The 22,418-nt window shown below is 74.5% G+C and carries 23 protein-coding genes; 17 read left to right on the top strand and 6 right to left on the bottom strand.

Annotated features, from left to right (window positions below; all coding sequences use genetic code 11):
- Window positions 1-71: 71 nt before the first annotated feature.
- Window positions 72-1,502 (top strand): glucose-6-phosphate dehydrogenase, encoded by a 1,431-nt coding sequence (gene zwf / locus JQN70_RS15060; protein WP_204132170.1) that lies wholly within the window; start codon window positions 72-74, stop codon window positions 1,500-1,502.
- Between the two features lie 437 nt (window positions 1,503-1,939).
- On the opposite strand, the gene JQN70_RS15055 is transcribed toward zwf, so the two are convergent.
- The gene (locus tag JQN70_RS15055; protein WP_307836012.1) at window positions 1,940-3,067 is read right to left on the bottom strand and encodes a diacylglycerol/lipid kinase family protein; all 1,128 of its coding nucleotides are present in this window, start codon (window positions 3,065-3,067) and stop codon (window positions 1,940-1,942) included.
- A gap of 56 nt (window positions 3,068-3,123) precedes the next feature.
- Here JQN70_RS15055 and JQN70_RS15050 point away from each other — a divergent pair, with 56 nt between their 5' ends.
- From JQN70_RS15050 to JQN70_RS15035, 4 genes are read left to right on the top strand one after another with little or no spacing between them, the layout of a single operon-like run.
- On the top strand, window positions 3,124-3,669 hold the full coding sequence (locus JQN70_RS15050; protein ID WP_204132168.1) for a DinB family protein: 546 nt from the start codon (window positions 3,124-3,126) through the stop codon (window positions 3,667-3,669).
- Window positions 3,666-4,988, top strand: coding sequence for a cation:proton antiporter domain-containing protein (locus JQN70_RS15045; protein ID WP_204132167.1), 1,323 nt, complete (start codon window positions 3,666-3,668; stop codon window positions 4,986-4,988). The genes JQN70_RS15050 and JQN70_RS15045 overlap by 4 nt, the downstream gene beginning before the upstream one ends.
- Window positions 4,981-5,697, top strand: coding sequence for a type 1 glutamine amidotransferase (locus JQN70_RS15040; protein WP_307836011.1), 717 nt, complete (start codon window positions 4,981-4,983; stop codon window positions 5,695-5,697). Before JQN70_RS15045 ends, JQN70_RS15040 begins: the two co-directional genes overlap by 8 nt.
- Before the next feature lie 50 nt (window positions 5,698-5,747).
- Window positions 5,748-6,386, top strand: coding sequence for a LysE family translocator (locus tag JQN70_RS15035; RefSeq protein ID WP_204132166.1), 639 nt, complete (start codon window positions 5,748-5,750; stop codon window positions 6,384-6,386).
- A 6-nt stretch (window positions 6,387-6,392) separates the two neighbouring features.
- On the opposite strand, the gene JQN70_RS15030 is transcribed toward JQN70_RS15035, so the two are convergent.
- Entirely contained in the window at window positions 6,393-7,349 is a 957-nt protein-coding gene (locus tag JQN70_RS15030; RefSeq protein ID WP_239111656.1) for a DUF4328 domain-containing protein, read from the bottom strand.
- Between the two features lie 108 nt (window positions 7,350-7,457).
- On the opposite strand from JQN70_RS15030, the gene serS reads away from it, so the two are divergent.
- Window positions 7,458-8,726 carry a serine--tRNA ligase gene (gene serS, locus JQN70_RS15015; RefSeq protein ID WP_204132165.1) on the top strand — a complete coding sequence of 423 codons (1,269 nt, stop codon included), beginning with the start codon at window positions 7,458-7,460 and terminating at the stop codon, window positions 8,724-8,726.
- 22 nt (window positions 8,727-8,748) lie between these two features.
- Here the strand turns inward: serS and JQN70_RS15010 are convergent, their stop codons facing one another.
- Together JQN70_RS15010 and JQN70_RS15005 are read right to left on the bottom strand one after the other, a co-directional pair.
- A complete protein-coding gene (locus JQN70_RS15010) occupies window positions 8,749-9,087 on the bottom strand; it encodes a YciI family protein (protein ID WP_204132164.1) in 339 nt (112 codons plus the stop codon).
- Between the two features lie 229 nt (window positions 9,088-9,316).
- Window positions 9,317-9,925 carry a GrpB family protein gene (locus JQN70_RS15005; RefSeq protein WP_307836010.1) on the bottom strand — a complete coding sequence of 203 codons (609 nt, stop codon included), beginning with the start codon at window positions 9,923-9,925 and terminating at the stop codon, window positions 9,317-9,319.
- An 85-nt stretch (window positions 9,926-10,010) separates the two neighbouring features.
- Here JQN70_RS15005 and JQN70_RS15000 point away from each other — a divergent pair, with 85 nt between their 5' ends.
- The 11 genes from JQN70_RS15000 to JQN70_RS14950 all read left to right on the top strand — a co-directional run bounded on the left by JQN70_RS15000 (window position 10,011) and on the right by JQN70_RS14950 (window position 20,906).
- Window positions 10,011-11,426: a sensor histidine kinase gene (locus tag JQN70_RS15000; RefSeq protein ID WP_204132162.1), complete on the top strand. Its 1,416-nt coding sequence runs from the start codon at window positions 10,011-10,013 to the stop codon at window positions 11,424-11,426.
- A 59-nt stretch (window positions 11,427-11,485) separates the two neighbouring features.
- Complete coding sequence (locus JQN70_RS14995) at window positions 11,486-12,112, top strand: response regulator (RefSeq protein ID WP_204132222.1); 627 nt, start codon at window positions 11,486-11,488, stop codon at window positions 12,110-12,112.
- Between the two features lie 52 nt (window positions 12,113-12,164).
- Window positions 12,165-13,046, top strand: a complete 882-nt coding sequence (locus JQN70_RS14990) for an ABC transporter ATP-binding protein (RefSeq protein WP_204132161.1) — start codon at window positions 12,165-12,167, stop codon at window positions 13,044-13,046.
- Entirely contained in the window at window positions 13,046-14,263 is a 1,218-nt protein-coding gene (locus JQN70_RS14985) for an ABC transporter permease (protein ID WP_204132160.1), read from the top strand. The genes JQN70_RS14990 and JQN70_RS14985 overlap by 1 nt, the downstream gene beginning before the upstream one ends.
- A 95-nt stretch (window positions 14,264-14,358) precedes the next feature.
- On the top strand, window positions 14,359-15,414 hold the full coding sequence (locus JQN70_RS14980; RefSeq protein ID WP_204132159.1) for an iron-siderophore ABC transporter substrate-binding protein: 1,056 nt from the start codon (window positions 14,359-14,361) through the stop codon (window positions 15,412-15,414).
- Entirely contained in the window at window positions 15,411-16,469 is a 1,059-nt protein-coding gene (locus JQN70_RS14975) for a FecCD family ABC transporter permease (protein ID WP_307836008.1), read from the top strand. The genes JQN70_RS14980 and JQN70_RS14975 overlap by 4 nt, the downstream gene beginning before the upstream one ends.
- Window positions 16,469-17,539, top strand: coding sequence for a FecCD family ABC transporter permease (locus JQN70_RS14970; protein WP_204132158.1), 1,071 nt, complete (start codon window positions 16,469-16,471; stop codon window positions 17,537-17,539). The genes JQN70_RS14975 and JQN70_RS14970 overlap by 1 nt, the downstream gene beginning before the upstream one ends.
- Window positions 17,536-18,381 (top strand): ABC transporter ATP-binding protein, encoded by an 846-nt coding sequence (locus tag JQN70_RS14965; RefSeq protein ID WP_204132157.1) that lies wholly within the window; start codon window positions 17,536-17,538, stop codon window positions 18,379-18,381. The genes JQN70_RS14970 and JQN70_RS14965 overlap by 4 nt, the downstream gene beginning before the upstream one ends.
- Window positions 18,378-19,220 (top strand): siderophore-interacting protein, encoded by an 843-nt coding sequence (locus JQN70_RS14960; RefSeq protein ID WP_204132156.1) that lies wholly within the window; start codon window positions 18,378-18,380, stop codon window positions 19,218-19,220. The genes JQN70_RS14965 and JQN70_RS14960 overlap by 4 nt, the downstream gene beginning before the upstream one ends.
- 44 nt (window positions 19,221-19,264) lie before the next feature.
- Window positions 19,265-20,059 (top strand): HAD family hydrolase, encoded by a 795-nt coding sequence (locus tag JQN70_RS14955; RefSeq protein WP_204132155.1) that lies wholly within the window; start codon window positions 19,265-19,267, stop codon window positions 20,057-20,059.
- 55 nt (window positions 20,060-20,114) lie between these two features.
- Window positions 20,115-20,906, top strand: coding sequence for a DUF1206 domain-containing protein (locus tag JQN70_RS14950; RefSeq protein WP_204132154.1), 792 nt, complete (start codon window positions 20,115-20,117; stop codon window positions 20,904-20,906).
- Here JQN70_RS14950 and JQN70_RS14945 read toward each other — a convergent pair.
- Window positions 20,891-21,592 carry a phosphatase PAP2 family protein gene (locus JQN70_RS14945; RefSeq protein WP_204132153.1) on the bottom strand — a complete coding sequence of 234 codons (702 nt, stop codon included), beginning with the start codon at window positions 21,590-21,592 and terminating at the stop codon, window positions 20,891-20,893. The genes JQN70_RS14950 and JQN70_RS14945 overlap by 16 nt on opposite strands.
- A complete protein-coding gene (locus JQN70_RS14940) occupies window positions 21,592-22,341 on the bottom strand; it encodes a phosphatase PAP2 family protein (protein WP_239111655.1) in 750 nt (249 codons plus the stop codon). Before JQN70_RS14940 ends, JQN70_RS14945 begins: the two co-directional genes overlap by 1 nt.
- Window positions 22,342-22,418: the final 77 nt, after the last annotated feature.

The following is a 22,418-nucleotide window of genomic DNA, read 5'->3' as shown; positions in this document are numbered from 1 at the left end:
CCTCGCTGTCGCGCAACTTCGTCCGCCCCGGAGGCTGGCGCGGGCCCGGTGCGCGGGCCAAGGTGGTCACCATGACCGCGCCCACGACCGTCATCCTCTTCGGCGCCACCGGCGACCTCGCGCAGCGCAAGCTCATCCCCGGACTGCTGCACCTCTTCCTCTCCCGGCTGCTCGACGACCTGCGCGTGGTCGGCACCTCGCTCGACGAGATGACGCCGGACGAGTTCCGCGACTTCGCGCTCACCGCCGTGCGCGAGCACAGCACCCGCGAGACCGCCGAGGCGGAGTGGCAGGAGTTCGCCCAGCGCCTCGACTACGTGCCGCTCAAGGCCGGCCCGCACGCGCTGGAGGAGGCCGTGCTCCGGGCCGAGGAGCAGCTCCCCGGTGACGTCGAGCTGCGGCTGCACTACCTCGCGGTGCCCCCGAAGGCCGCCCTGGCCGCGGTGCAGACCATCGCCGACGCCCGGCTCGTCGAGCGCAGCCGCGTCGTGATGGAGAAGCCGTTCGGGCACGACCACGCCACCGCGGTCGCGCTCAACGCGGAGCTGCACCAGGTCTTCGACGAGGAGCAGATCTTCCGCATCGACCACTTCCTCGGCAAGGAGCCGGCGCAGAACATCCTCGCCTTCCGGTTCGCGAACGGCCTCTTCGAGCCGATCTGGCACCGGAACAACATCTCGCACATCCAGATCGACGTGCCGGAGACGCTGGGGCTGAGCCAGCGTGCGGACTTCTACGAGGCGACCGGGGCGTACCGCGACATGGTCGTGACGCACCTGTTCCAGATCCTCGCCTTCACGGCGATGGAGCCGCCGACGGCGCTCGAGCCGGCGGCCATCAGCCGCGAGAAGAACAAGGTGTTCCGGTCGATGCAGCCCATCATGTCGAACGACGTCGTGCGCGGGCAGTACACCGGCTACCGGGACGAGCCCGGGGTGGCGCCGGACTCCGAGACCGAGACCTTCGTGGCGCTCAAGTGCTTCGTCGACAACTGGCGCTGGGCCGGGGTGCCGTTCTACCTGCGCACCGGCAAGCGGATGGCCGAGGGCGCGCGGATCATCTCCATCGCCTTCAAGGAACCGCCGCAGTCGATGTTCCCCAAGGGCTCGGGCGTCGGGGACCAGGGGCCGGACCACCTGACCTTCGACCTCGCCGACAAGTCGCGGATGTCGTTGTCGTTCTACGGGAAGCGGCCGGGGCCGGGGTTCCGGCTCGACAAGCTCTCGATGCAGTTCTCGATGCACGAGACCGACTGGGCGGGGTCGGTGCTCGAGGCCTACGAGCGGCTGATCTACGACGCGGCGCGGGGCGACCGCACGCTCTTCACGTCGGCGACGGGCATCGAGCGGCTGTGGGAGATCAGCCAGCCGCTCATCGACAACCCGCCGCCGGTGCACCCGTACGCGCAGGGCACCTACGGCCCGAACCAGATCCACCAGCTCATCGCGCCCTTCACCTGGCGGCTGCCCTTCGAGCGGAAGTGGCGCGAGCGCAAGGTGTGAGGCGGGCGGGCTGGCTGATCGCCCGCGCCGAGGGCGAGGGCGAGGGGCCGCGCTCGGGCCGAGGGTGACGGGCCGCGCTCGGGCCGAGGGTGACGGGCCGCGCTCGGGCCGAGGACGACGGGCAGCGCTCGGGCCGAGGACGACGGTGGGTGCGCCAGTTCTCCGTGCACGTGGCAAGCGATCCCTTGCCGGGTGCAAGCGATCCCTTGCCGGGTGCAAGGAATTGCTTGTCAGCGGCAATCGATCCCTTGCTGGTGGCATGGAGTCCGCGGAGACACACACGGTGTCCCGGGGCCTGTCCGCGTCGTGGTGGCCGTGGCGTCGGCCCTCGTCGTGGTCGCCCTGGCGTCGGCCCTCGTCGTGGTCGCCGTGGCGTCGGCCCACCGTCGTGGTCGGCTCCGAGTGGCTCCGCGTCGCACCCCGCGCCGCGGGCCGGATCAGCCCCCGTTCGGCCGGCCGTTCTCCGTCCGCACGATGAGCACCCGCGGCTGCACCTCGACGGCCACCCGTGTCGCCTCGCCGATGATGTCGCCGTCCACCTGGACGCGTTGCGGCTCGTCGACCTCGACGTGCGCCGTCTGGCAGCGGGAGCGCGACAGCGTCGCGGTCGTGCGGTCGCTCTTGGTGATGACCCGCGCGGCCACCGACGCCCAGGCCGCGACCCCGCGCGGCGCCAGGACGATGACGTCGAGCAGGCCGTCGTCCGGCTCGGCGTCCGGGAGCAGGTCGATGCCGCCGGTGATCTTGCCGCAGTTGCCGATGACGACCATCCGGGCCTTCTGGGTCTCCGGGGGCCCGCCGTCCGTCGTCAGGGTGACCCGGAACCGCTCGGTGAGCATGTTCCGCAGGCCGGCCGGCACGTACGCGCCCCAGCCGATCTTCGACTTCAGCTGCTCGGAGGTGGAGTCCATGATCGCCGCGTCGAGCCCCAGACCGGCCATGACGAAGAACGCGTGCCGGCGCTCACCCGCGGTGGACCCCTCGCCCGCGCCCTCCTCGAGCTCGAGGTCCTCGGGGTCGAGGGTGAGCCACGCCGCGTCGACGTGTCGGTTGCGGCCGGTGAGCGCGACGGTCATCGCCCGCTCGAGGTCGTCGACCGGCATCTCGAGGTTGCGGGCCAGCAGGTTGCCGGTGCCCCCGGGCAGCAGCCCCAGCGGCACCCCCGTGCCGACCATCTCCTGGGCGACCGCGCGCACCGTGCCGTCGCCACCGAGCGCGCACACGAGGTCGACGCCGTCCTTCAGGGCGGTGCGGGTCTGGCCGAAGCCGACGTCGTGCTCGGTGGTCTCGAGCACGACGGGGTCGTCCCAGTCCTGCTCGGCGCAGACCTTGGCGAGCGTGGCACGGACCGCGGGCAGGTCGTCGAACTTCGTCGGGTTGACGACGACCGCGACCCGCTTGCGCGGCGGCGGCTCGTCGTCGGTGCCCTGACGGAAGGCGTCGCGCGCCGGCCGGCTGCTCGCGTGCCGGCCCGACTCGCGCGAGGAGAGGACGAGGTAGGCCCCGACGAGGGCGAACGCCACCGCCACCACGATCCCGATGACCGTCCACGTCTCGCCCGACACACAGGGAAGGTACATCAGGGCGGGGCACCCCGGCCCCGCCGCCGTAGTCTGCCGCCATGAGCGACCCCGCCGACGGTCCGATCGCGCCGGACACCAAGGACTGGACGTGGGTGCTCGAGCGGCCCTGCCCGGACTGCGGCTTCGAGGCCTCCGCGGTGCGCGCCGAGGACGTCTCCCGGCTCGTCACCGAGGTCACCGACCCGTGGCCGGAGGTGCTCGCCCGCCCGGACGCCGCCGTGCGCCCGCACCCCGGCACCTGGTCCCCGCTCGAGTACGCCTGCCACGTGCGCGACGTCTGCCGCCTCTTCGACGAGCGCCTGCACCTGCTGCTCACCGAGGACGACCCGACCTTCGCGAACTGGGACCAGGACGAGACGGCGACCGCCGACCGGTACGGCGAACAGGAACCGCACGTCGTCGGCCGCGAGGTCGTCGAGGCCGCCGGGGTGCTCGCCGCCCGGTTCGCGGGGGTCGAGGGCCCGTGGTGGGAGCGCACCGCCACCCGCTCGGACGGGTCGCGGTTCACGGCCCTCACGCTGGGTAGGTATGGGCTGCACGACCTCGCCCACCACCTCCACGACGTCGGAGCCGCCCGCCCGTGACCCCCGAGCTGGTCTACGTCCTCCTCGGCGGGGCGCTGCTGCTCGCGGCCGTCCTCCCGCAGCTGCTCCACCGATGGGCCCTCTCCGCGCCGATCGTCCTCGTGACGGTCGGCATGCTCGTCGGGCTGCTGCCGTTCTCGGACGAGGTCGCCCTCGACCCCGTGGCCCTGCGCCCGGTCGTCGAGCACGTCACCGAGCTGACCGTCCTCGTCGCGCTCATGGGCGTCGGGCTGGCCATCGACCGTCCGCTCCGGTGGCGGGTGCGGGCCTCGTGGCGCTCGTGGGCCCCGGCGTGGCGGCTGCTCGCGATCGGGATGCCGCTCACCGTCGCCGGGGTCGCGGTGCTCGCCTGGGGAGTCCTCGGGGTCGCGCCCCCGGCCGCCGTGCTCCTCGGGGCCGCGTTGGCCCCGACCGACCCCGTGCTCGCCTCGGACGTGCAGGTCGGCGGGCCGACGCTCGAGGGGGACGTCGACGAGATCGACGAGGAGGACGAGGTCCGCTTCGCGCTGACGAGCGAGGCCGGGCTCAACGACGGGCTGGCCTTCCCGGCGGTCACCCTCGCCGTGCTCCTCGCGGGCGGTGGGCTCGCCGGCTGGTCGGGCTGGGCGGCCTGGCTCGGGTGGGACGTCGTCGGCAAGGTCGTCGTCGGTGTGGCCGCCGGGTGCGCGGTGGGCTGGGCGCTCGCGCGGCTGGCCTTCCGGTCGCCCGCCCGCTCGCTCCGGCTCGCCGAGGTCGGCGAGCCGCTGCTCGCCATCGCCGCCTTTCTCCTCGCCTACGGCGTCGCCGAGCTCGTCCACGGCTACGGTTTCCTCGCGGTCTTCGCCTGCGCGCTGACGGTCCGCTCGGTCGAGCGCGACAGCGACTACCACCGGCACATGCACGACGTCGTGCACCGCCTCGAGACGCTGCTGACCCTCGTCGTGCTCCTCGGGCTCGGCTACGCCATCACGACCGGCCTGCTCGCCCACCTCGACTGGCGCGGGGTCGTCGTCGGGGTCGCGCTCGTCCTGCTCGTGCGACCGCTCGCCGGCTACCTCGCCCTCGTCGGGTACCGGTGCAGCGACGAGCACGGACGGCTCGACGCGCGCGAGCGGGTGGCCGTCGCCTTCTTCGGGGTCCGCGGGGTCGGCACGCTGTTCTACGTCGCCTACGCGACCGGGGCCGCGGTCTTCCCGGAGGAGCGCTGGCTGTGGTCGGCCGTGGGCTTCACGATCGCCCTGTCCGTCCTCGTCCACGGCGTGCTCGCGACCCCGGTGATGCGCCGCCTCGACATCCGGCGCGACGGACGGGACGCGTCGGCGGAGGTGGCCCGTGGCTGAGGCCGGGCCCACCGTCCTCGTGGTGCAGAACGACCCCGACAGCGGGCCGGGGCGGTTCGCCGACTGGCTCGCCGGGGAGGGCATGCACCTCGAGCTGGTCTCCGGCGAGAACGTGCCCTCCGCACCCGACGCGGTCGACGGCGTCCTGCTGCTCGGCGGGGGCCTCATGCCCGACGAGGACGAGCGGGCACCCTGGCTGCCGGCCGAGCGGGCGCTCACGGCGGCCGCCGTGGCGCAAGGGCGTCCGCTGCTCGGCATCTGCCTCGGGGCCCAGGTGCTCGCCCACGTCGCCGGCGGCACCGTCGTCGCGTCGTCCGGCCGGCCCGAGCACGGGTCGGTCCTCGTCGAGCGGCTCCCCGCGTCGGCCGACGACGCGCTGTTCCGGGCGCTCCCGCCGACCTTCCCGGCGATCGAGCACCACCGTGACGAGGTGACGCTCCTGCCGCCCGGCGCCGTGCACCTCGCGCGGTCGGCGACCTGCCCGGTGCAGGCCTTCCGGGTGGGGGAGCGGGCCTGGGGCGTCCAGTTCCACCCGGAGGCCTCCGCCGAGCGGCTGGCCCGCTGGGACCCGGCCCGGCTGGCCGGGGAGGGGTTCGACCTCGCGGCGCTGCGGGTCGCCGCCGACACGGCCGAGCCGGAGTCGGAGGCCGCGGCGCGCATCCTGTGTCGTGCCTTCACGGACGTGGTGCGGGGTGGCGCCGGCCGCTGACCGGTGGAACGGGGGTGCGGGGGCGCGGCCCGGTGCCGGACACTGACCGCATGCCCACTGCCTCGACCGTGCTCGCGTTCGCGCTCGCGTCCGCGGTGATCATCGCGATCCCCGGGCCGAGCATCCTCTTCACCATCGGCCGCGCGCTGTCGGCGGGGCGGCGTGAGGCGCTGCTCACCGTGGCGGGCAACGCCCTCGGCGTGCAGGCCCAGATCATCGGGCTCGCCCTCGGCCTCGGGCCGGTGATCGCGGCGAGCGCGACCGCCTACACGGTGCTCAAGGTGGTCGGCGCCGTCTACCTCGTCTACCTCGGGGTGCAGGCCGTCCGGCACCGTCGGGCGATGGCCGAGGCGCTCGTCGGCGGGCTGCCGGCACCCGCGGCGACCGTCCACGCGCTGCGTACCGGGTTCGTCGTCGGGGTGACCAACCCGAAGTCGCTCGTCCTGCTGGCCGCCGTGCTCCCGCAGTTCGTCGACCCCACGGGGCCGGTCGGGGTGCAGCTGCTCGTGCTCGGCCCGGTATTCGCGTGCGTCGCGCTGGCGGGTGACGGGACGGTCGCGCTGCTGGCCTCCCGCTTCCGCGAGTGGTTCGCCTCCTCCCCGCGCCGGATGGAGCGGGTCGGTGGCACCGGGGGGCTGATGATGGTCGGCCTCGGCGCCGGCCTGCTCGTCACCGGCCGCCCGGACTGACGCCGGTCAGGAGCCGGCGTCGGTCGGCACCGGGCGCTCGGCCCGTCCGACCTCGAGGGCGCGGGTGACCCGCAGGACGAGGAGGGCGGCGAGGACGCCGGCGACCGCGGTGACCGCGGAGGAGACGCCGTCGAGCCACAGCCACCGGTGGAGGTGGCGCAGGCTCTCGACGGGGGCGAGGTCGTCGGAGCGCCGGCTCAGGGTGCTGCTGACGCTGTTGACGAGGTTCATGCCGAGCCAGGCCGCCCACCACGCCGGGACCAGCCACCGGAGCCCCGCGCCCGCCGCCCGGTCGCCGAGCCCGCGGCCGAGGTCGCGCACCAGCCCGAACGGCCGCACGAGGTTGAGGAACGGGACGAACCACGCCCCGATGGTCCACCCGGCGCCGAAGCGCAGGGCGGCGGGGTCGACCCGGTTGGAGCCGTAGGCCCGCCGCAGCCACACGACGAAGAGCACGGCGCTCGCGAGCACCAGGAGGGCCGACACGACCCCCGTCGCGAGGTAGACGTCGTCGTGGCGCTGGGCCTCGGCGGGGTCGACGGCCTCGATGTCGGCGAGCCAGCGGCCGATGACGGACGAGGACCAGAACGCCAGCCCGACCCCCACGACCCCGACGAGCGCGTCGAGCGCGAGCAGCCCGGCGAGGAAGCGGCCCAGGACCGCGAACCCGGTGCCGAGCTCGGTGCGGCCGGGAAAGACCGTGCCGGTGAGCACCCGCGGCGTCCACCGCGAGCCGTCCCACCAGCGCCGGACGGCGGCGTCGGCCGGATCCGGGAACCAGCCCGGTGGGGTCGTGCCCGGTGCGGTCGGGCGCAGCGTGGCGGCGGACGCCGCGCCGCCGGGCGCCCGCATCCACGAGTCGGTCCACCCCCGGCCGTCCCACTTGCGCAGGCGCGTGGCGTCCTCCGGGTCGGTGTACCAGCCGGCTGGGCGCAGTGACGTCGCCCGATCCCCCATCGTCATGTCCGGAGTGTGACGGACCGGACCACCCCCGCGCACCGGGTTCGCGCCAACCTGTGGACGACCGACGGTGGAGGGGCGGCCTGTGGACGCGTCGATAGACTCCCGGGCGTGATCGACATCAGGCTGCTCCGGGACGACCCCGACACGGTGCGCGCCAGCCAGCGCGCCCGCGGTGAGGACGACGCCGTCGTCGACTCCGTGCTCGCCGCCGACGAGCGCCGCCGGTCCTCCCTCACCGCCTTCGAGCGGCTGCGGGCCGAGCAGAAGGCGATGGGCAAGGACGTCGCGAAGGCACAGGGCGACGAGAAGCAGGCCCTCCTCGCCCGCACCAAGGAGCTTGCGGCAGAGGTCAAGTCGCTCTCGGCCGCCGCCGACGAGGCCCAGGCCGAGCTCGACCGGTTGATGCGCACCATCGGCAACGTCGTCGAGCCCGAGGTCCCGGCCGGCGGCGAGGACGACTACGTCGTCGTCGAGGAGGTCGGCACCCCGCGCGACTTCGCGGCCGAGGGCTTCGAGCCGAAGGACCACCTCACCCTCATGGAGGGCCTGGACGCCGTCGACATGGAGCGCGGCGCCAAGGTCTCGGGAGCCCGCTTCTACTTCCTCAAGGGGGCCGGCGCGCGCCTCGAGATGGGACTGCTCCGGATGGGGATGGACCGGGCGCTCGAGAACGGGCTCGTGCCGATGGTCACCCCGACGCTCGTCAAGCCGAGCGTCATGGCGGGGGCGGGGTTCATCGACCACCACGCCGACGAGGTGTACCGCCTCGAGGCCGACGACCTCTACCTCATCGGCACCTCGGAGGTGGCGCTCGCCGGCTACCACGCCGACGAGGTGCTCGACCTCGCGTCGGGTCCGCTGCGGTACGCCGGGCAGTCGACGTGCTACCGCCGGGAGGCCGGGTCGTACGGCAAGGACACCCGGGGCATCATCCGGGTCCACCAGTTCAACAAGATCGAGATGTTCGTCTACTGCCGACCCGAGGAGGCCCAGGCCGAGCACGAGCGGCTGCTCGGCATGGAGAAGGACATCCTCGGCGCGCTCGGGCTGCCCTTCCGCGTCATCGACACCGCCGCCGGCGACCTCGGCGACCCCGCCGCCCGCAAGTACGACTGCGAGGCGTGGGTGCCCAGCCAGGGGCGCCACCGCGAGCTGTCCTCGACGTCGAACTGCACGACCTTCCAGGCGCGCCGGCTGAACACCCGCTACCGGGGTGAGTCGGGCAACGAGGTCGCGGCCACCCTCAACGGCACGCTCGCCACCACGCGCTGGATGGTCGCCATCCTCGAGAACCACCAGCAGGCCGACGGCTCCGTCGTGCTGCCCGAGGCGCTGCGCCCGTACGTCGGGCTCGACGTTCTCACGCCCGTCCGCTGACCGGGCGCTCGAACGAGGCGGGTCAGGACACCCGGCGGATCTCGTGCGGCCAGCCGCAGGCCTCGGCGATCCGGGCGCCCCACTCCTTCGCGGTGGCGTCGTCGGCCACGTCGACGACCGCGAAGCCGCCGAGCACCTCGCGGGTCTCGGTGAACGGGCCGTCGGTGACGAGGACGTCGTCGCCGGTGGGGTCGACGGCGTAGACCGGTCCGTGCTCCTCGAGCCCGCCGGCGAAGACGTACACGCCGGCCGCCTTCATCTCCTCGACGCACGCCGCCGCGAGCGGCCCACGGGACCGGAACCACTCCTCGGTGTGCTCGCCGACCCACTCCTGGTTGAAGAAGAGGATGTACTGGGCCACGTCGGGCTCCTTCCGTCCGGGCGGGCCCCCGTGGCCCGCCCTCACCCACCCGACGAACGGGACGCGGCGGATTCGACACGCTAGCGGCCACGCGTTCCGGGAGCCACGCCCGACGGGTCCGCCGGGCGCGATCCGGGGACGAGCCGGTTCCCGCCGAGCGAGCCTCCTGCAGCGGGCTCGACGGGCGGAACCCGGCTCGCGCGCGCGGCCGGGGCGCCGGCCGGGGAGCTCAGCGGACCGGCAGCCCCGCCGCGGCGAAGGCCCGGCCGTGGATCTCCCGGATGACGTCCTGCTTGCGCGCGTTGTACTGCATCGCGTGCTCGCCGGCCGCGACCGCCGCGGCCGACGCCTCGCGCTTGGCCGCGGCGTAGGCGTCGCGGTCGTCGTCGTGGGTGCGCAGCCAGTCGCGGAAGACCCGGTCGCGCCAGGGGCAGGCGCTGTCGGGACCGAAGACGTGCAGGTTGCACGCGGGGTCGGCGTGCCGGAGCAGGCGATGGCCGTCCCACCACGGCTCGCGGACCCAGAGGACGAAGCCGACCGCCTCGAGCGCCGGGACGTAGCCGTCCTCGTCGTCCGGGTCCGCGACGACGAGGTCGATGTCGACCACCGGCTTGGCGGGCAGGTCGGGCACCGACGTCGAGCCGATGTGGTCGAGCCCGAGCACCCGCAGCCCCAGGGCGCCGCGGACGACGGACTCGAGCCGCGCGAACCACGCCGGCCAGGCGGGGTCGGCGTCGACGACGGCGACCATCGGGGACGGTCCGCCCGCCACCCACGGGGAGGCGCCGGGCGGCGGGGTGTCGTTGGGGAAGGAGGCGATCTGCGCGGCGGTGGGCACGCGGCCACCGTAGCCCGGGCGACGGAGGCGTCCTCCACCTGCCGGGGGAGGGCGCGGTGGACCCGCCCGACCTAGGCTGGGCGCCATGTCCGACTCCCCGCGCCGGTCCTGGCCGGCCCGCCTCGCGGGCTGGTTCGGCGCCGACGACTCGTGGGAGCGCCCACGCCCCGAGGTCAGCCGGGCCGACGTCGGCTGGGCCGTGGGACTGGCCGTCTTCGGCCTCGTCGCCCTCGAGCTCGTCCGCAGCGTCGGCGTGCTCCGCGAGACCGGGGCCCCCTGGTGGGTCCAGTGGGTCGCGGTCCTCACCGGCGGCGCGCTCCTCGTCGGGCGGCGGCGCTGGCCGGTCACCGTCGCCGCGCTCGCGGCCGCGCACATGGTCGTCGTCGGCGTGACGATGCCGCTGGTCATGGGCCAGTTCACGATGCAGGTGCTGTACTTCGTCGCGCTGATGTCCGGCGTCGCCTGGGCCCGCGACCGGCGCTGGATGCTCGTCGTCGTCGGAGTCATCGTCGTCGTGATGTTCACCTGGATCGCGCTGCAGTTCGCGGTCGGCAACGCCGCGCAGGACTACGTCGACGACACCACCGCCGGCGAGCGCTACGGACCCCTGCCGCCCATCCCCGCGGCCGTGCTGCTCACCCTCGTCATCAACGTCGTCTACTTCGGCGGGGCGGTCGTCATCGGCCAGCTCCAGTGGCGCTCCGCCCGCGACCGCGCGCTCCTCGAGCGGCAGGCCGCGACCATCACCTCCCAGACCGAGGAGCTGCGCACGCGCGCCGTCACCGAGGAGCGCCTGCGCATCGCCCGCGAGCTGCACGACGTCGTCGCCCACCACGTGTCGGTCATCGGCATCCAGGCCGCGGCCGCCCGCCGCGTGATGGACCGCGACCCCGAGGGGTCCCGGGCCGCGCTGGCCGGCATCGAGGGCTCCTCGCGCGAGGCGGTGGCGTCGATGCGCGGGCTGCTCGGCACGCTGCGCGAGGTCGAGCGGCCGGGAGCCGTCGACGACGGTGGCCGCACTCCGCAGCCGGGTCTCGCCGAGCTGCCGGCGCTCGTGGAGGCCTGTGCCACACCGGCTCGCCACGTCTCGTACGACCTCGTCGAGGCCCGGCCCGGCGCTGCCGGCCGCCTCGGCACCCCGATCGCGCACTCCATCCACCGCACCGTCCAGGAGGCGCTGACCAACGTCGAGAAGCACTCGACCGCGACGCGCGTCTCGGTCGTCGTCCGTCTCGACGACGTCACCGGGTACGCCGAGGTCGAGGTCGTCGACGACGGCCGTCCGCGCGCCGGCAGCTCCGGCAGCGGCCTCGGCCAGCTCGGCATCCGCGAGCGGGCGGCGTCGCACCGCGGCACCGTCGAGCTCGGTCCCCGCCCCACCGGCGGCTACCGCGTGCGGGCGCGCTACCCGTGGCGCGATGCCGCGTCCGACGTCCCGGACTCGCCGGGTGGGCTGCGGCTCGACGTCCCGGCGGCCACGACCGACGAGGCCGTGCGGTGAGCGAACGGGCCACTGCCGCAGGCGGACCGCTGCGGGTCCTCCTCGTCGACGACCACGCGATGGTGCGCTCCGGCTTCCGGATGATGCTCTCCGTCGAGGAGGACCTCGAGGTCGTCGGCGAGGCGGCCAACGGTGCCGAGGCGGTCGTCGTGGCGCGGGAGAGCGCGCCGGACGTCGTCCTCATGGACGTGCAGATGCCCGTGCTCGACGGCATCGAGGCCACCCGGCGGCTGGTCGCCGAGGACCTCGGCCGCGTCGTCATCCTCACGACCTTCGACCGGGACGACTACCTCTTCGACGCGCTCGACGCCGGCGCCAGCGGCTTCCTCCTCAAGAACGCCGAGCCCGAGCAGCTCGTCGAGGCCGTGCGGGTCGTCGGCTCCGGGTCCGGCATCCTCGCGCCCGAGGTCACCCGGCGGGTCATCGAGCGGATGACGAGCGAGCGCCCCGCCCCCCGCCGCCCGGAGCCCCCCGGCCTCGCCCGGCTCACCGACCGCGAGCGCGAGGTCCTCGTGCTCGTCGGACGGGGGATGTCGAACGGGGAGATCGCCCGCGAGCTGTTCCTCGGGGAGGCCACGGTCAAGACGCACGTCTCGAACTGCCTCGCCAAGCTGCACGTCCGCGACCGGGTGCAGGCCGTCGTCCTCGCGCACGAGGCCGGGCTCATCACCGCGGCGGAGGGCTGAACCCACCCGCGGGTGGATCCCCCGGGCGTCGGGGGCGCCTAGCGTCGGAGCCATGTTGGAGATCACGGACCTCACCCGGCGCTTCGGTGACGTGACGGCGGTGGACGGCGTCTCGTTCGACGTCCGCGACGGCATCCTCACCGGGTTCGTCGGCGGCAACGGGGCGGGCAAGACGACGACGATGCGCATGGTCATGGGCGTGCTCGGCATCGACGCCGGGGAGGTCCGCTGGGGCGGCCGCCCGGTGACCGCGGCGGACCAGCGCCGGTTCGGCTACATGCCGGAGGAGCGCGGGCTGTACCCGAAGCAGCGCGTCGTCGACCAGCTCGTCTACCTCGGACAGCTCAAGGGGATGGACGCCGCCGGCGCCCGCCGAGCCGCCGAGGAGCACCTCGAGCGGTTCGGCCTCGCCGAGCGCTCACGGGACCGGCTCCAGGAGCTGAGCCTCGGCAACCAGCAGCGCGTGCAGGTGGTCGCGGCCCTGCTCCACCGGCCGAAGGCCCTCGTCCTCGACGAACCGTTCTCCGGGCTCGACCCCACGGCCGTCGACTCGATGGCCGACCTGCTCCGCGAGCACGCGAGCACCGGTGTGCCGGTGCTGTTCTCGAGCCACCAGCTCGACCTCGTCGAGCGGCTCTGCGACCGGCTGGTCATCCTGTCCCGCGGGCGGGTCGTGGCGTCCGGCGACGCCGACGAGCTGCGGTCGCGTGGCCCGGTCCGCTACCGGCTGGCCCTCGACCGCGACGCCGGCTGGGTCCGCGAGGTGCGGGGCATCCACGTCGTCGACGTCGACGGCCCGACCGCCCTCGTCGAGGTCGTCGACGACGGCGCCGAGCAGGTCGTCCTGCGCGAGGCCGCCGCCCGCGGAGGGGTCCGCGAGTTCTCCCCCGTCCGTCCGGCCCTGTCCGACATCTACCGAGAGGTGGCCGCCTGATGACCACGACCCTCACGCCCCCGGACACCACCGTCGCCGACGAGCCCGCGGCCGGCCGCGCCGCCTGGGCCCTCGTCGCGCGCCGCGAGGTCGTCGTCAAGCTCACCGACCGCGCCTTCCTCCTCGGCACCGTCTTCACGGTCGTCGTCATCGCCGCCTTCATGGGCTGGCAGGCCTGGGACGCGGGACGGACGACCACGTACTCGGTCGCCGCCACGGCCGCGGACCGGTCGATGGCCGAGCGCCTCGCCACCGACGCGACGGGGGTCGACGACACGGTCGCGGTCGAGGTCACCGACGCCGCCGACCCCGCCGCCGCCCGCGCGCTCGTCCGGGAGGGCGACGCCGACGCGTGGCTGCACCGAGACGGCGGGACGTGGGTGCTGACGACCGACAGCGAGGAGGAGGACGCGCTGACCGGCGTGACCCGCGAGGTGGTGCGCCAGGCCGCGCTCGAGCAGCAGGCGAGCGACCTCGGGACGACGGCCGAGCAGCTCCAGGCCGGGTCCACGGTGACCACCTCGCTGCTCACCGGGGACGCCGAGCGGGCCGGCCTCGCGTCGGGCATCGCCTTCGCGTTCGCCTTCCTCTTCTACATCGCGACGCTGACCTTCGGGATCACGCTGGCCAACAGCGTCGTCGAGGAGAAGCAGTCGCGGATCGTCGAGATCATCGCGACGTCGATCCCGGTGCGACAGCTGCTCGTCGGGAAGATCATCGGCAACAGCGCGCTGGCCATCGCCCAGATGGTGCTCTTCGCCGCGGTCGGCCTCGTCGGCCTGTCGCTGACGCCCTACTCCTCCTTCGTCACGGCGGTCAGCGGCCCGGTCGTCTGGTTCCTCGTCTTCTTCGTCGCCGGGTTCGTCGCCCTCGCCGCGCTCTGGGCCGTGGCCGGTGCGCTCGCGTCGCGCACCGAGGAGGTGCAGAGCACCGCGACCCCGCTGACGATGCTCGTCATGGCCGTCTTCTTCGGCTCGCTCTTCCTCGACGGGGCGGCGAAGGTCGTCGTCTCGTACCTGCCGCCGTTCTCCGCGGTGCTCATGCCGACCCGGCTCCTCGAGGGCACGGCCCAGTGGTGGGAGGCCCTCGTCGCGCTCGCCCTGCTCCTCGTCGCGGCCGGGGCGGTCGTGCGGGTCGCCGAACGGCTCTACCGGCGCTCGCTGCTGCAGACCGGCGGCAAGCTCTCGATGCGACAGGCCTGGTCCGCCCCGGAGTGACCCGATCGCGAGGGGTGGTTGACGGCCGGGCCGGGCGTGCTTATAAGGTGAGGCTCACCTAAGTAAGTCTCGCCTTACCCCGACTGGAGACCATCGTGCCGTCCCGCCGCCGGCTGCTCGCCGCCGCCCCCCTCGCCGCCGCCGCCCTCGTCCTCGCCGCCTGCTCGACCGGTCCCTCGGGCGGCTCGTCGTCCACGGCGGCGGCCGGCGCCTCCGCCGAGGCCGCTGCCTTCCCGGTCACCGTCGAGCACGCGTACGGCACGACCACGGTCGAGAAGGCGCCGACCCGGGTCGCGACGGTCGGCTGGGCCGACGCCGACACCCTCGTCGCGCTCGGTGTCGTCCCCGTCGGTGCCCCGAAGATCACCTGGGGTGGCAACGAGGCCGGCTCGACCGACTGGTTCGACGCCGCGGTCGCCGACGCGGGCCTCGACGCCTCCGGGATGACCCGGTACGACGACTCGGCCGGCATCCCCTTCACCGACATCGCGGCGACGACGCCGGACCTCATCCTCGGCCTCAGCTCGGGGATCACGCAGGAGGACTACGACAAGCTCTCCAAGATCGCCCCGACGGTTGCGTGGACCGAGAAGGCCTGGGGCACACCGTGGCAGGACCAGGTCGCGGCCATCGGCCGGGCGGTCGGGAAGCCGGCGCAGGCCGAGCAGCTGACGACCGCCACCGAGAAGACCATCGCCGACGCCGTCGCCGCGAACCCGGAGATCAAGGGCAGGTCGGCGGCCTGGGCGTGGTTCACGCCGACCGACCTGTCGACCATCGGGCTGTACACGACCGCCGACCTGCGCCCGCAGATGCTCCGCGAGTTCGGGTTCGTCGACTCCCCGACCGTCGCCGAGCTCAGCGAGAAGGACCCGAGCGCCTTCTCCGCCAACCTCTCGGCCGAGAAGGCCTCGACCCTCCAGGCCGACGTCGTCGTCTTCTACGCCGAGGATGGGGCGGGCGCCGACGAGCTGCGGAAGAACCCGCTCATCGGGCAGATCCCCGCGCTCGAGGACGGCCACTACGTCGCGAGCGCCGACAACGAGGTGGCCCTCTCGATGTCCCTGCCGAGCCCGCTCTCGGTGACGACCGCCGTGCAGGACTTCCTCCCCAAGCTCGTGTCGGCCGTCAAGGGCGAGCCCGCCGCGTGAGCACGACCGCCGCGCCGCAGGCCCGGCCCGCGACCACCCCCGCCACGGGGTCGCGGGTCGGGCCGGCGCGCGTGCCGATGGCGTGGGCGCTCGTCGGCGCGGCCCTCGCCGTGCTCGGGGCGGTCGCCGCGTCGCTCCTGCTCGGGGTGCAGCACCTGGCGCCGGGCGAGGTGCTCGCGGCCCTCACCGGCACAGGTCGGGACCCCGGCACCGCCGCGATCGTCGCCGCCCGCATCGACCGCACGGTCATCGGCCTCGTCGTCGGCGCGGCCGTCGCCCTCTCCGGAGTCGTCCTCCAGGGCCTGAGCCGCAACCCGGTCGCCGAGCCGGGCATCCTCGGCCTCAACTCCGGCGCCGCGCTCGCCGTCGTGCTCGGCATCCGCTTCCTCGGGCTCGACACGGTCGGCGGCTACGTCGTCGCCGCGATCGTCGGCACCCTCGCGGTCGCCGCCCTCGTCCAGGCCCTCACCCTGATGGCCCCGCGGGCCAGCGCCCCGGTGTCGATGGCGCTTGCCGGAGCCGCGGTGATGGCGCTGGCGCAGAGCCTCATCGGCGCCGTGCTCGTCACCGACCGGGGCTCGCTCGACAGCTTCCGCTTCTGGCAGGTGGGCTCGGTCGCCGGCCGGGACGCCGGTCAGGTCCTCGACGTGCTGCCGGTGCTCCTCGTCGGCGCGGCCCTGGCCCTCACCTCCGGCCCGACCCTCGACGCGGTCGCGCTCGGCGACGACCTCGCGCGCGGGCTGGGGCAGAACGTCGTCGTCCAGCGCGGGCTGGCCGCCGCCGGCGCCGTCCTCCTCGCCGCGACGGCCACCGCGCTCGCCGGGCCGATCGCCTTCGTCGGGCTCGTCGTCCCCCACCTCGTCCGGGTCCTCGTCGGTGTCGGTCACCGCCGGGTGCTCCTCCTGTCGGTCCTGCTCGGGCCGGCCTTCGTCGTCCTCGCCGACGTCGTCGGACGCCTCGTCGCCCCGCCGTCGGAGGTGCAGGTCGGCATCGTCTGCGCGGTCGTCGGGGCGCCGGTCCTCGTCCTCGTCGTCCGCCGGGTCAGGGGGCTCTGATGTCCGCCGCCGCACCCGCCCGGCCCGCCACCGCGCCCCGGACCTCGACGGCGCAGGCCCTCGCCCGCGCCCGCCGGGGGCCGCGTCGCCGACGCCGCGCCGTCGTCACCGTCCTCGTGCTACTCGTCCTCGCCCTCGTCCTCGTCCGGGCCCTCCTCGGCGACTACCGCGTCTCGCTCGTCGACGCGGTGCGGATCATCGGCGGCGAGCCCGTGCCCGGGGCCTCGTTCGTCCTCATGGAGTCGACCCTGCCCCGCGCCCTCGTCGCCGTGCTCGCCGGCGCCGCGTTCGGTGCCGCCGGCGCCGCGTTCCAGGTGCTGCTGCGCAACCCGCTGGCCAGCCCGGACGTCCTCGGGATCACCCTCGGCGCCAGCGCCGCCGCCGTCACGGCCGTCGTCGTGTTCGGCGTCCGCGGGACCCCCGTCACCCTCGCCGCCCTCGGCGGCTCGCTGCTCGCCGCGCTCGTCATCCTCGGCCAGGCCGGAGGTCGCGGAGGGGCGACCGGCCGGATGGTCCTCGTCGGCGTCGCGCTGGCCGCCGGGTTGTCGGCGGTCGTCCACTGGCTGCTCGTGCGCGCCAGCATCTACCAGGCGCAGGACGCCCTCGTCTGGCTGAGCGGCAGCCTCAACACGGTGACGTGGGCCGACATCGCGCGCCTCCTCGTCCTCGACGCGCTCCTCCTGCCGGTGGCCCTGCTGCTCGCCGGCCGGCTGCCGGTCCTCGGGCTCGGGGACGACCTCGCCGCCGCGCTCGGGGTGCGGGTCACGGCACTGCGGGTCGGGGTCACCCTCGTCGTCGTCGCCCTCGTCGCGGCGGCCACCGCGGTCGTCGGGCCGGTGGCCTTCGTCGGGTTCCTCAGCGGTCCCATCGCCCGCCGCCTGGTGCCCGGCCGGCCGTCGGTCGGTGTCGCCGCCCTCGTCGGGGCGGTCGTCGTCGTCGGCGCCGACCACCTCGCGGCCTACGCCGTCCCCGGCACCGCGCTCCCCGTCGGCCTCGTCACCGGCCTGCTCGGTGCCCCCGTCCTGCTCTGGATGCTCCGCTCCCGCCCCACGACCCAGGAGGGCCGATGACCGTGACCGACACGCCGCCGGCGACCGTGCCGCACGACGCCCCGACGGCCCCCGCGGGCTCCCGCCTGCGCGCGCTCGACCTGCGCCTCGGCTACGACGACCGCGTCGTCGTCGACGGCGTGACCCTCGAGGTCCCGACCGGCCGCACCACCGCCGTGGTCGGACCCAACGGCTGCGGGAAGTCGACGCTCCTGCGCGGGCTCGGACGGCTGCTGCGACCCCGCGCCGGGTCGGTCCTCCTCGACGGTGACGAGATCGGGTCGCTGCCGACCCGCGAGGTCGCGCGGCGGCTCGGCCTGCTGCCCCAGCAGCCGGTCGTCCCCGAGGGCGTCAGCGTCCTCGAGCTCGTCGAGCGCGGACGCCATCCCCACCACGGCCTGTTCCGCACGTGGAGCCGCGAGGACGAGCGGGCCGTCGCCGAGGCGCTCGAGCGGACCGACCTCGTGCACCTGGCCCACGTCGCGGTCGACAGCCTGAGCGGCGGTCAGCGGCAGCGGGTCTGGCTCGCGATGGTCCTCGCGCAGGCCACCCCGCTGCTGCTCCTCGACGAGCCGACCTCGTTCCTCGACGTCGCCCACCAGCTCGACGTCCTCGACCTCGTGCGCCGGATGTGCGACGACGACGGCACGACGGTCGTCATGGTCCTCCACGACCTCGCGATGGCCGCCCGCTACGCCGACCACCTCGTCGCGATGCGGGACGGGCGGGTCGTCGCCGAGGGCCGTCCGGCCGACGTCGTGACGCCCGAGGTCATCGAGGCGGTCTTCGGCGTCACCGCCACCGTCCTCGCCGACCCCGACACCGGCGCGCCGGTCGTCATCCCCCGCCGGAGGACGTCGTGACCTCGCCCGCCGCGCTGCGGGCCACCCTGCGACCGGACCGCGCGACGGGCACCGCCCTCGTGCGCGCCGAGACACCGCAGTTCGAGGCCACCGTCGTCGACGTCACCGACCTCGGTGGCGGCATGCGCCGGATCGCGTGCGAGGCACCGGGACTGCGCAGCTTCGTGCCCATCGGACCGGACGAGTACGTCGGCCTGCTCATGCCGCCCGCCGGCCGGCCCCTCGTCATGCCCGACCCCGGGCCGGCGAACGTGCGGGCCGAGGTCGCGGCGCTGCCGGAGGAGGACCGCCCGGCCCTGCGCTGGTACACGATCCGCGAGCACGACCCCGCCCGCGGCCGGCTCGACATCGACGTCGTCACGCACGGCGACAGCGGCCCCGGGTCGGCCTGGGCCACCCGCGCCCGGCGCGGCGACCCGGTCGGCATCCGCACCAGCGGCGCGCTCTACCGGGGTTTCGAGGCGCACGGGCGGCAGGTGCTCGTCGCCGACGAGACCGCCGTGCCCTCGGTCGCGGCCATCCTCGACGCCTGGGGCGGTCCGGCCGACGCCGCGGACCACGGGGTCGAGGTGCACGTCGAGGTGGCCGACCCCGCCGTCCTCGACTCCTACGACCTCGGGGACGCCCGCGTCCACGTGCGCACGGGCCGCCCGGGCAGCGCCGTCGTCCCGGCCCTCGACCGCGCGCTGGACGCGGGCCGCGGCCCCATCGCCTACGGATGGGCCTGCGGCGAGGCCGACCTCGCGACCGGCGCGCGCCGCACCCTCGTCCGCCACGGCGCCGACAAGGCGTCGGTCTTCTTCTGCGCCTACTGGAAGCTCGGCCGCCCGCGCCCGTGAGGCGTCCACCGTCCGTTCACCCGTCGTCGGTAGCGTGGCTCGCGATGACCACCCCACACCTGATCTGCCTCGACATCGACGGCACGACCGTCGACCACGACGGCCACCTCCACGAGCCGGTGCGCGAGGCCGTGCGCGCCGTCGTGGACGCCGGCCACCACGTCACACTCGCCACCGGCCGCGCGATCATCGGCACGCTGCCGGTGCTCGAGGCCCTCGGCCTCACCCACGGCTACGCGGTGTGCGCCAACGGTGCCATCACCCTGCGCGTCGACCCCGACCTCCCCGACGGCTACGAGGTGCTCGAGGCCGTCACCTTCGACCCGGCGCCGGCCCTGCGCGTCCTGCGCGAGGAGTTCCCGACCGCCCTCGTCGCGGTCGAGGAGCTGGGCGTCGGGTTCAAGGTCTCGGCGCCGTTCCCCGACGGCGAGCTCGACGGCGAGCCGCGCGTCGTGCCGTTCGAGGAGCTGATGGCCGAGCCGGTGACCCGCCTGACCATCCGCGACCCCGACAGCACGAGCGAGGACTTCGACGCCCGCACCGAGCGCATCGGCCTGCACGGCGTCGAGTACGCCGTCGGCTGGAGCGCCTGGCTCGACATCACGCCGGAGGGCGTCTCCAAGGCGGCCGCGCTCGAGGGCGTGCGGCGGCGGCTCGGGGTCGAGCCCGCGGCGACCGTCGCAGTCGGCGACCAGCGCAACGACCTCGAGATGCTGCGCTGGGCGGCCCGGGGCGTGGCGATGGACAACGCCCCCGACGAGGTGAAGGCCGCGGCCGACGAGGTCACCGGGCACGTCGACGACGACGGCCTCGTCGCGGTGCTGCGCTCGCTGCCCTGACCCGGCCGGCACGTACCCCACCGCGGCGCGCCCGCCGGTGGCACAGTGACCCTCCATGAGCAGCGACGTCAGCCGAGCCACCCGGGACGCCAACGAGAGCCCGGTCGTCGAGTACGGGGCCCGGGTGGGCTACGCCATCGTCGGCGTCCTCCACCTCCTCATCGCCTGGATCGCCGTCAAGGTGGCGTGGGGCATCGGCGGCGGTTCGAAGAGCGCCGACCAGTCCGGTGCGCTGGGCACCCTCTCGACGTCGGGCACGGGCAAGGCCCTGCTGTGGGTCGCCGTCGTCGGGTTCGCGCTGCTCGCCGTCTGGAACCTCACCGAGGCGGCGATCAGCCACGGCGAGACCGCGGACCGCGTGAAGCTGGCCGCCAAGGGCGTCATGTACGCGTTCTTCGCGTGGACGTCGTTCAAGGTCGTCGCCCTCGGCGGCGGCGGGTCCAGCGAGAAGCAGACCGAGGACTTCACCGCCACGCTCATGAAGAGCCCGGCCGGGCAGCTCCTCGTCGGCGCGCTCGGCCTCGTCGTCCTCGGCATCGCCGGCTACCACGTCTACAAGGGCTGGAAGAAGACGTTCCTCGAGGACCTCGTCGGCCACCCGGGTGACTGGGCCGTCCAGGCCGGCCGGGCCGGCTACGTCGCCAAGGGCGTCGCACTGGCGGTCGTCGGCGTCTTCTTCGTCGTGGCCGCCGTCAAGCACGACGCCGACAAGGCGCAGGGCCTCGACGGCGCGCTGAAGTCGTTGAAGGACATGGCCTTCGGGCCCGTCCTCCTCACCGTGGTCGCGCTCGGGATCGCGGCGTACGGCGTGTACTCGTTCGCCCGCGCGCGCTACGCCCGGCTCTGACCGCCGGCCGGCTCGCGGCGCAGGTAGCCCCACGCGAGGAGGGCGCACACGACCCCGTTCGCGAGCCCGACGAGGATGTCGGTGATGTGGTGGGCGCCCCGGTACAGCCGGGCGAACGAGACGAGCAGCGGCGCGACGACGCAGAGCGTGACGACGACGCGGCGCACCACGGGGTTCGGCAGCCGCGTCGCCATGAGCACGAAGGACACGTAGAGGGCGGTCGAGGCGCCGACGTGCCCGCTGGGGAAGCTCGACGTCGGCGGGGTCGGGTCCAGGCGCTCGACCGTGGGGCGCGGACGGCCGACGACGTACGCGGCGATGACGAAGATCGTCGCCTGCAGCGAGATCGCGAGCAGTGGTACGACGGCGAACCACCACGCCCGCGTGCGCCAGAGGACGACGAGCGCCACGAGGACGCCGACGGCGATGACGTACTCGGTGTTGCCGATCATCGACATGAACTTCGTGATCGTCTCGCCGGTGGGCGTGCGGTGGTCCTGGAACCACCGGTTGACGTCGTTCTCGGCCTCGAAGCCGCGCAACGGCTCCATGATGACCCAGCCGATCGCGCAGACGACGGCGAAGACGAGCACTCCGGGCAGGACGGCCCGGACGGCAGCGTCGCGCAGCGCGGATCCGAAGCCCGGGCGCGACGGGTCGTCGTCCCAGCGGGTCAGGAAGGACATCAGGGCTCCTCGGGGTGGGGATGGGTGCTGCGGTCGCCGGCGTCGACGTCCGGGTCGTCCGCGGGCTGCGGGTCGGCCGGGTTCCATCCGGTGTACCCGGCGTAGGAGGCGAGGACGAGACCGGTGCCGGTGACGACCCCGACGGTGACGTCGCTCGGGTAGTGCACGCCGAGGAACATCCGGTCGAAGGCCGTGACGAGGACGACGGCCGCGGCGACGGCGACCATCGCCACCCGTCCCGCGCGGGCGCGCACGATCGGCCAGGCGAGGACGACGAGGACGGTGACCCAGGCGGCGGAGTTGACGGCGTGGCCGGAGGGGAAGGAGTAGCCCGGCGCCTGCGACACGGGGTCCTCGACCACCGGGCGGGCCCGCTGGAACACGTACTTCGCACCCAGCCCGACCGACCACGACAGCATGAGGGTCGCGAACGCCCACCACGCGCGGGTCCGCATCCCCGTGCGCCACCAGACGAGGAGGCACGCGAGCGTGCCGACGACGTGGAGGTACACGGGCCGGGTCAGCTCCTGCCAGGTGAGCAGGGCGTCACGGAATCCGGGGTGGTCGCGGGTGACGTCGGTGAGCCGCGTGATGACGCCGTCGTCGAGGTCGATGAGCGGGTCCCACCGCGAGCGGACGAGGAAGCCGACCCCGAAGAGCACGAGCGCGGTGACGAGGGCGTAGGCCGCGGCCCGGCCCAGCCGACGGGTCCGGGTCCGGGGCGGACTGGCCACGTCGGTGCTGGTCATCCGGACTTTCTACCGCACCGCGACCCCCCGGACCGGCGCCCGGTGCAGGGCTGTGCCGCAGGGGCGGTCGGGAGGCC

This window comes from Phycicoccus sonneratiae (assembly GCF_016887965.1).
GTDB lineage: Bacteria > Actinomycetota > Actinomycetes > Actinomycetales > Dermatophilaceae > Phycicoccus > Phycicoccus sonneratiae.
This window is presented reverse-complemented; position numbering and strand designations above follow the sequence as displayed.

Coding starts and splice junctions, on each gene's coding strand:
- zwf (WP_204132170.1), top strand. CDS start 72: ATGACCGCGCCCACGACCGTCATCCTCTTCGGCGCCACCGGCGACCTC.
- JQN70_RS15050 (WP_204132168.1), top strand. CDS start 3,124: ATGAGCGACCCCGCCGACGGTCCGATCGCGCCGGACACCAAGGACTGG.
- JQN70_RS15035 (WP_204132166.1), top strand. CDS start 5,748: ATGCCCACTGCCTCGACCGTGCTCGCGTTCGCGCTCGCGTCCGCGGTG.
- JQN70_RS15030 (WP_239111656.1), bottom strand. CDS start 7,349: ATGACGATGGGGGATCGGGCGACGTCACTGCGCCCAGCCGGCTGGTAC.
- JQN70_RS15000 (WP_204132162.1), top strand. CDS start 10,011: ATGTCCGACTCCCCGCGCCGGTCCTGGCCGGCCCGCCTCGCGGGCTGG.
- JQN70_RS14995 (WP_204132222.1), top strand. CDS start 11,486: ATGGTGCGCTCCGGCTTCCGGATGATGCTCTCCGTCGAGGAGGACCTC.
- JQN70_RS14990 (WP_204132161.1), top strand. CDS start 12,165: ATGTTGGAGATCACGGACCTCACCCGGCGCTTCGGTGACGTGACGGCG.
- JQN70_RS14985 (WP_204132160.1), top strand. CDS start 13,046: ATGACCACGACCCTCACGCCCCCGGACACCACCGTCGCCGACGAGCCC.
- JQN70_RS14970 (WP_204132158.1), top strand. CDS start 16,469: ATGTCCGCCGCCGCACCCGCCCGGCCCGCCACCGCGCCCCGGACCTCG.
- JQN70_RS14965 (WP_204132157.1), top strand. CDS start 17,536: ATGACCGTGACCGACACGCCGCCGGCGACCGTGCCGCACGACGCCCCG.
- JQN70_RS14955 (WP_204132155.1), top strand. CDS start 19,265: ATGACCACCCCACACCTGATCTGCCTCGACATCGACGGCACGACCGTC.
- JQN70_RS14950 (WP_204132154.1), top strand. CDS start 20,115: ATGAGCAGCGACGTCAGCCGAGCCACCCGGGACGCCAACGAGAGCCCG.
- JQN70_RS14945 (WP_204132153.1), bottom strand. CDS start 21,592: ATGTCCTTCCTGACCCGCTGGGACGACGACCCGTCGCGCCCGGGCTTC.
- JQN70_RS14940 (WP_239111655.1), bottom strand. CDS start 22,341: ATGACCAGCACCGACGTGGCCAGTCCGCCCCGGACCCGGACCCGTCGG.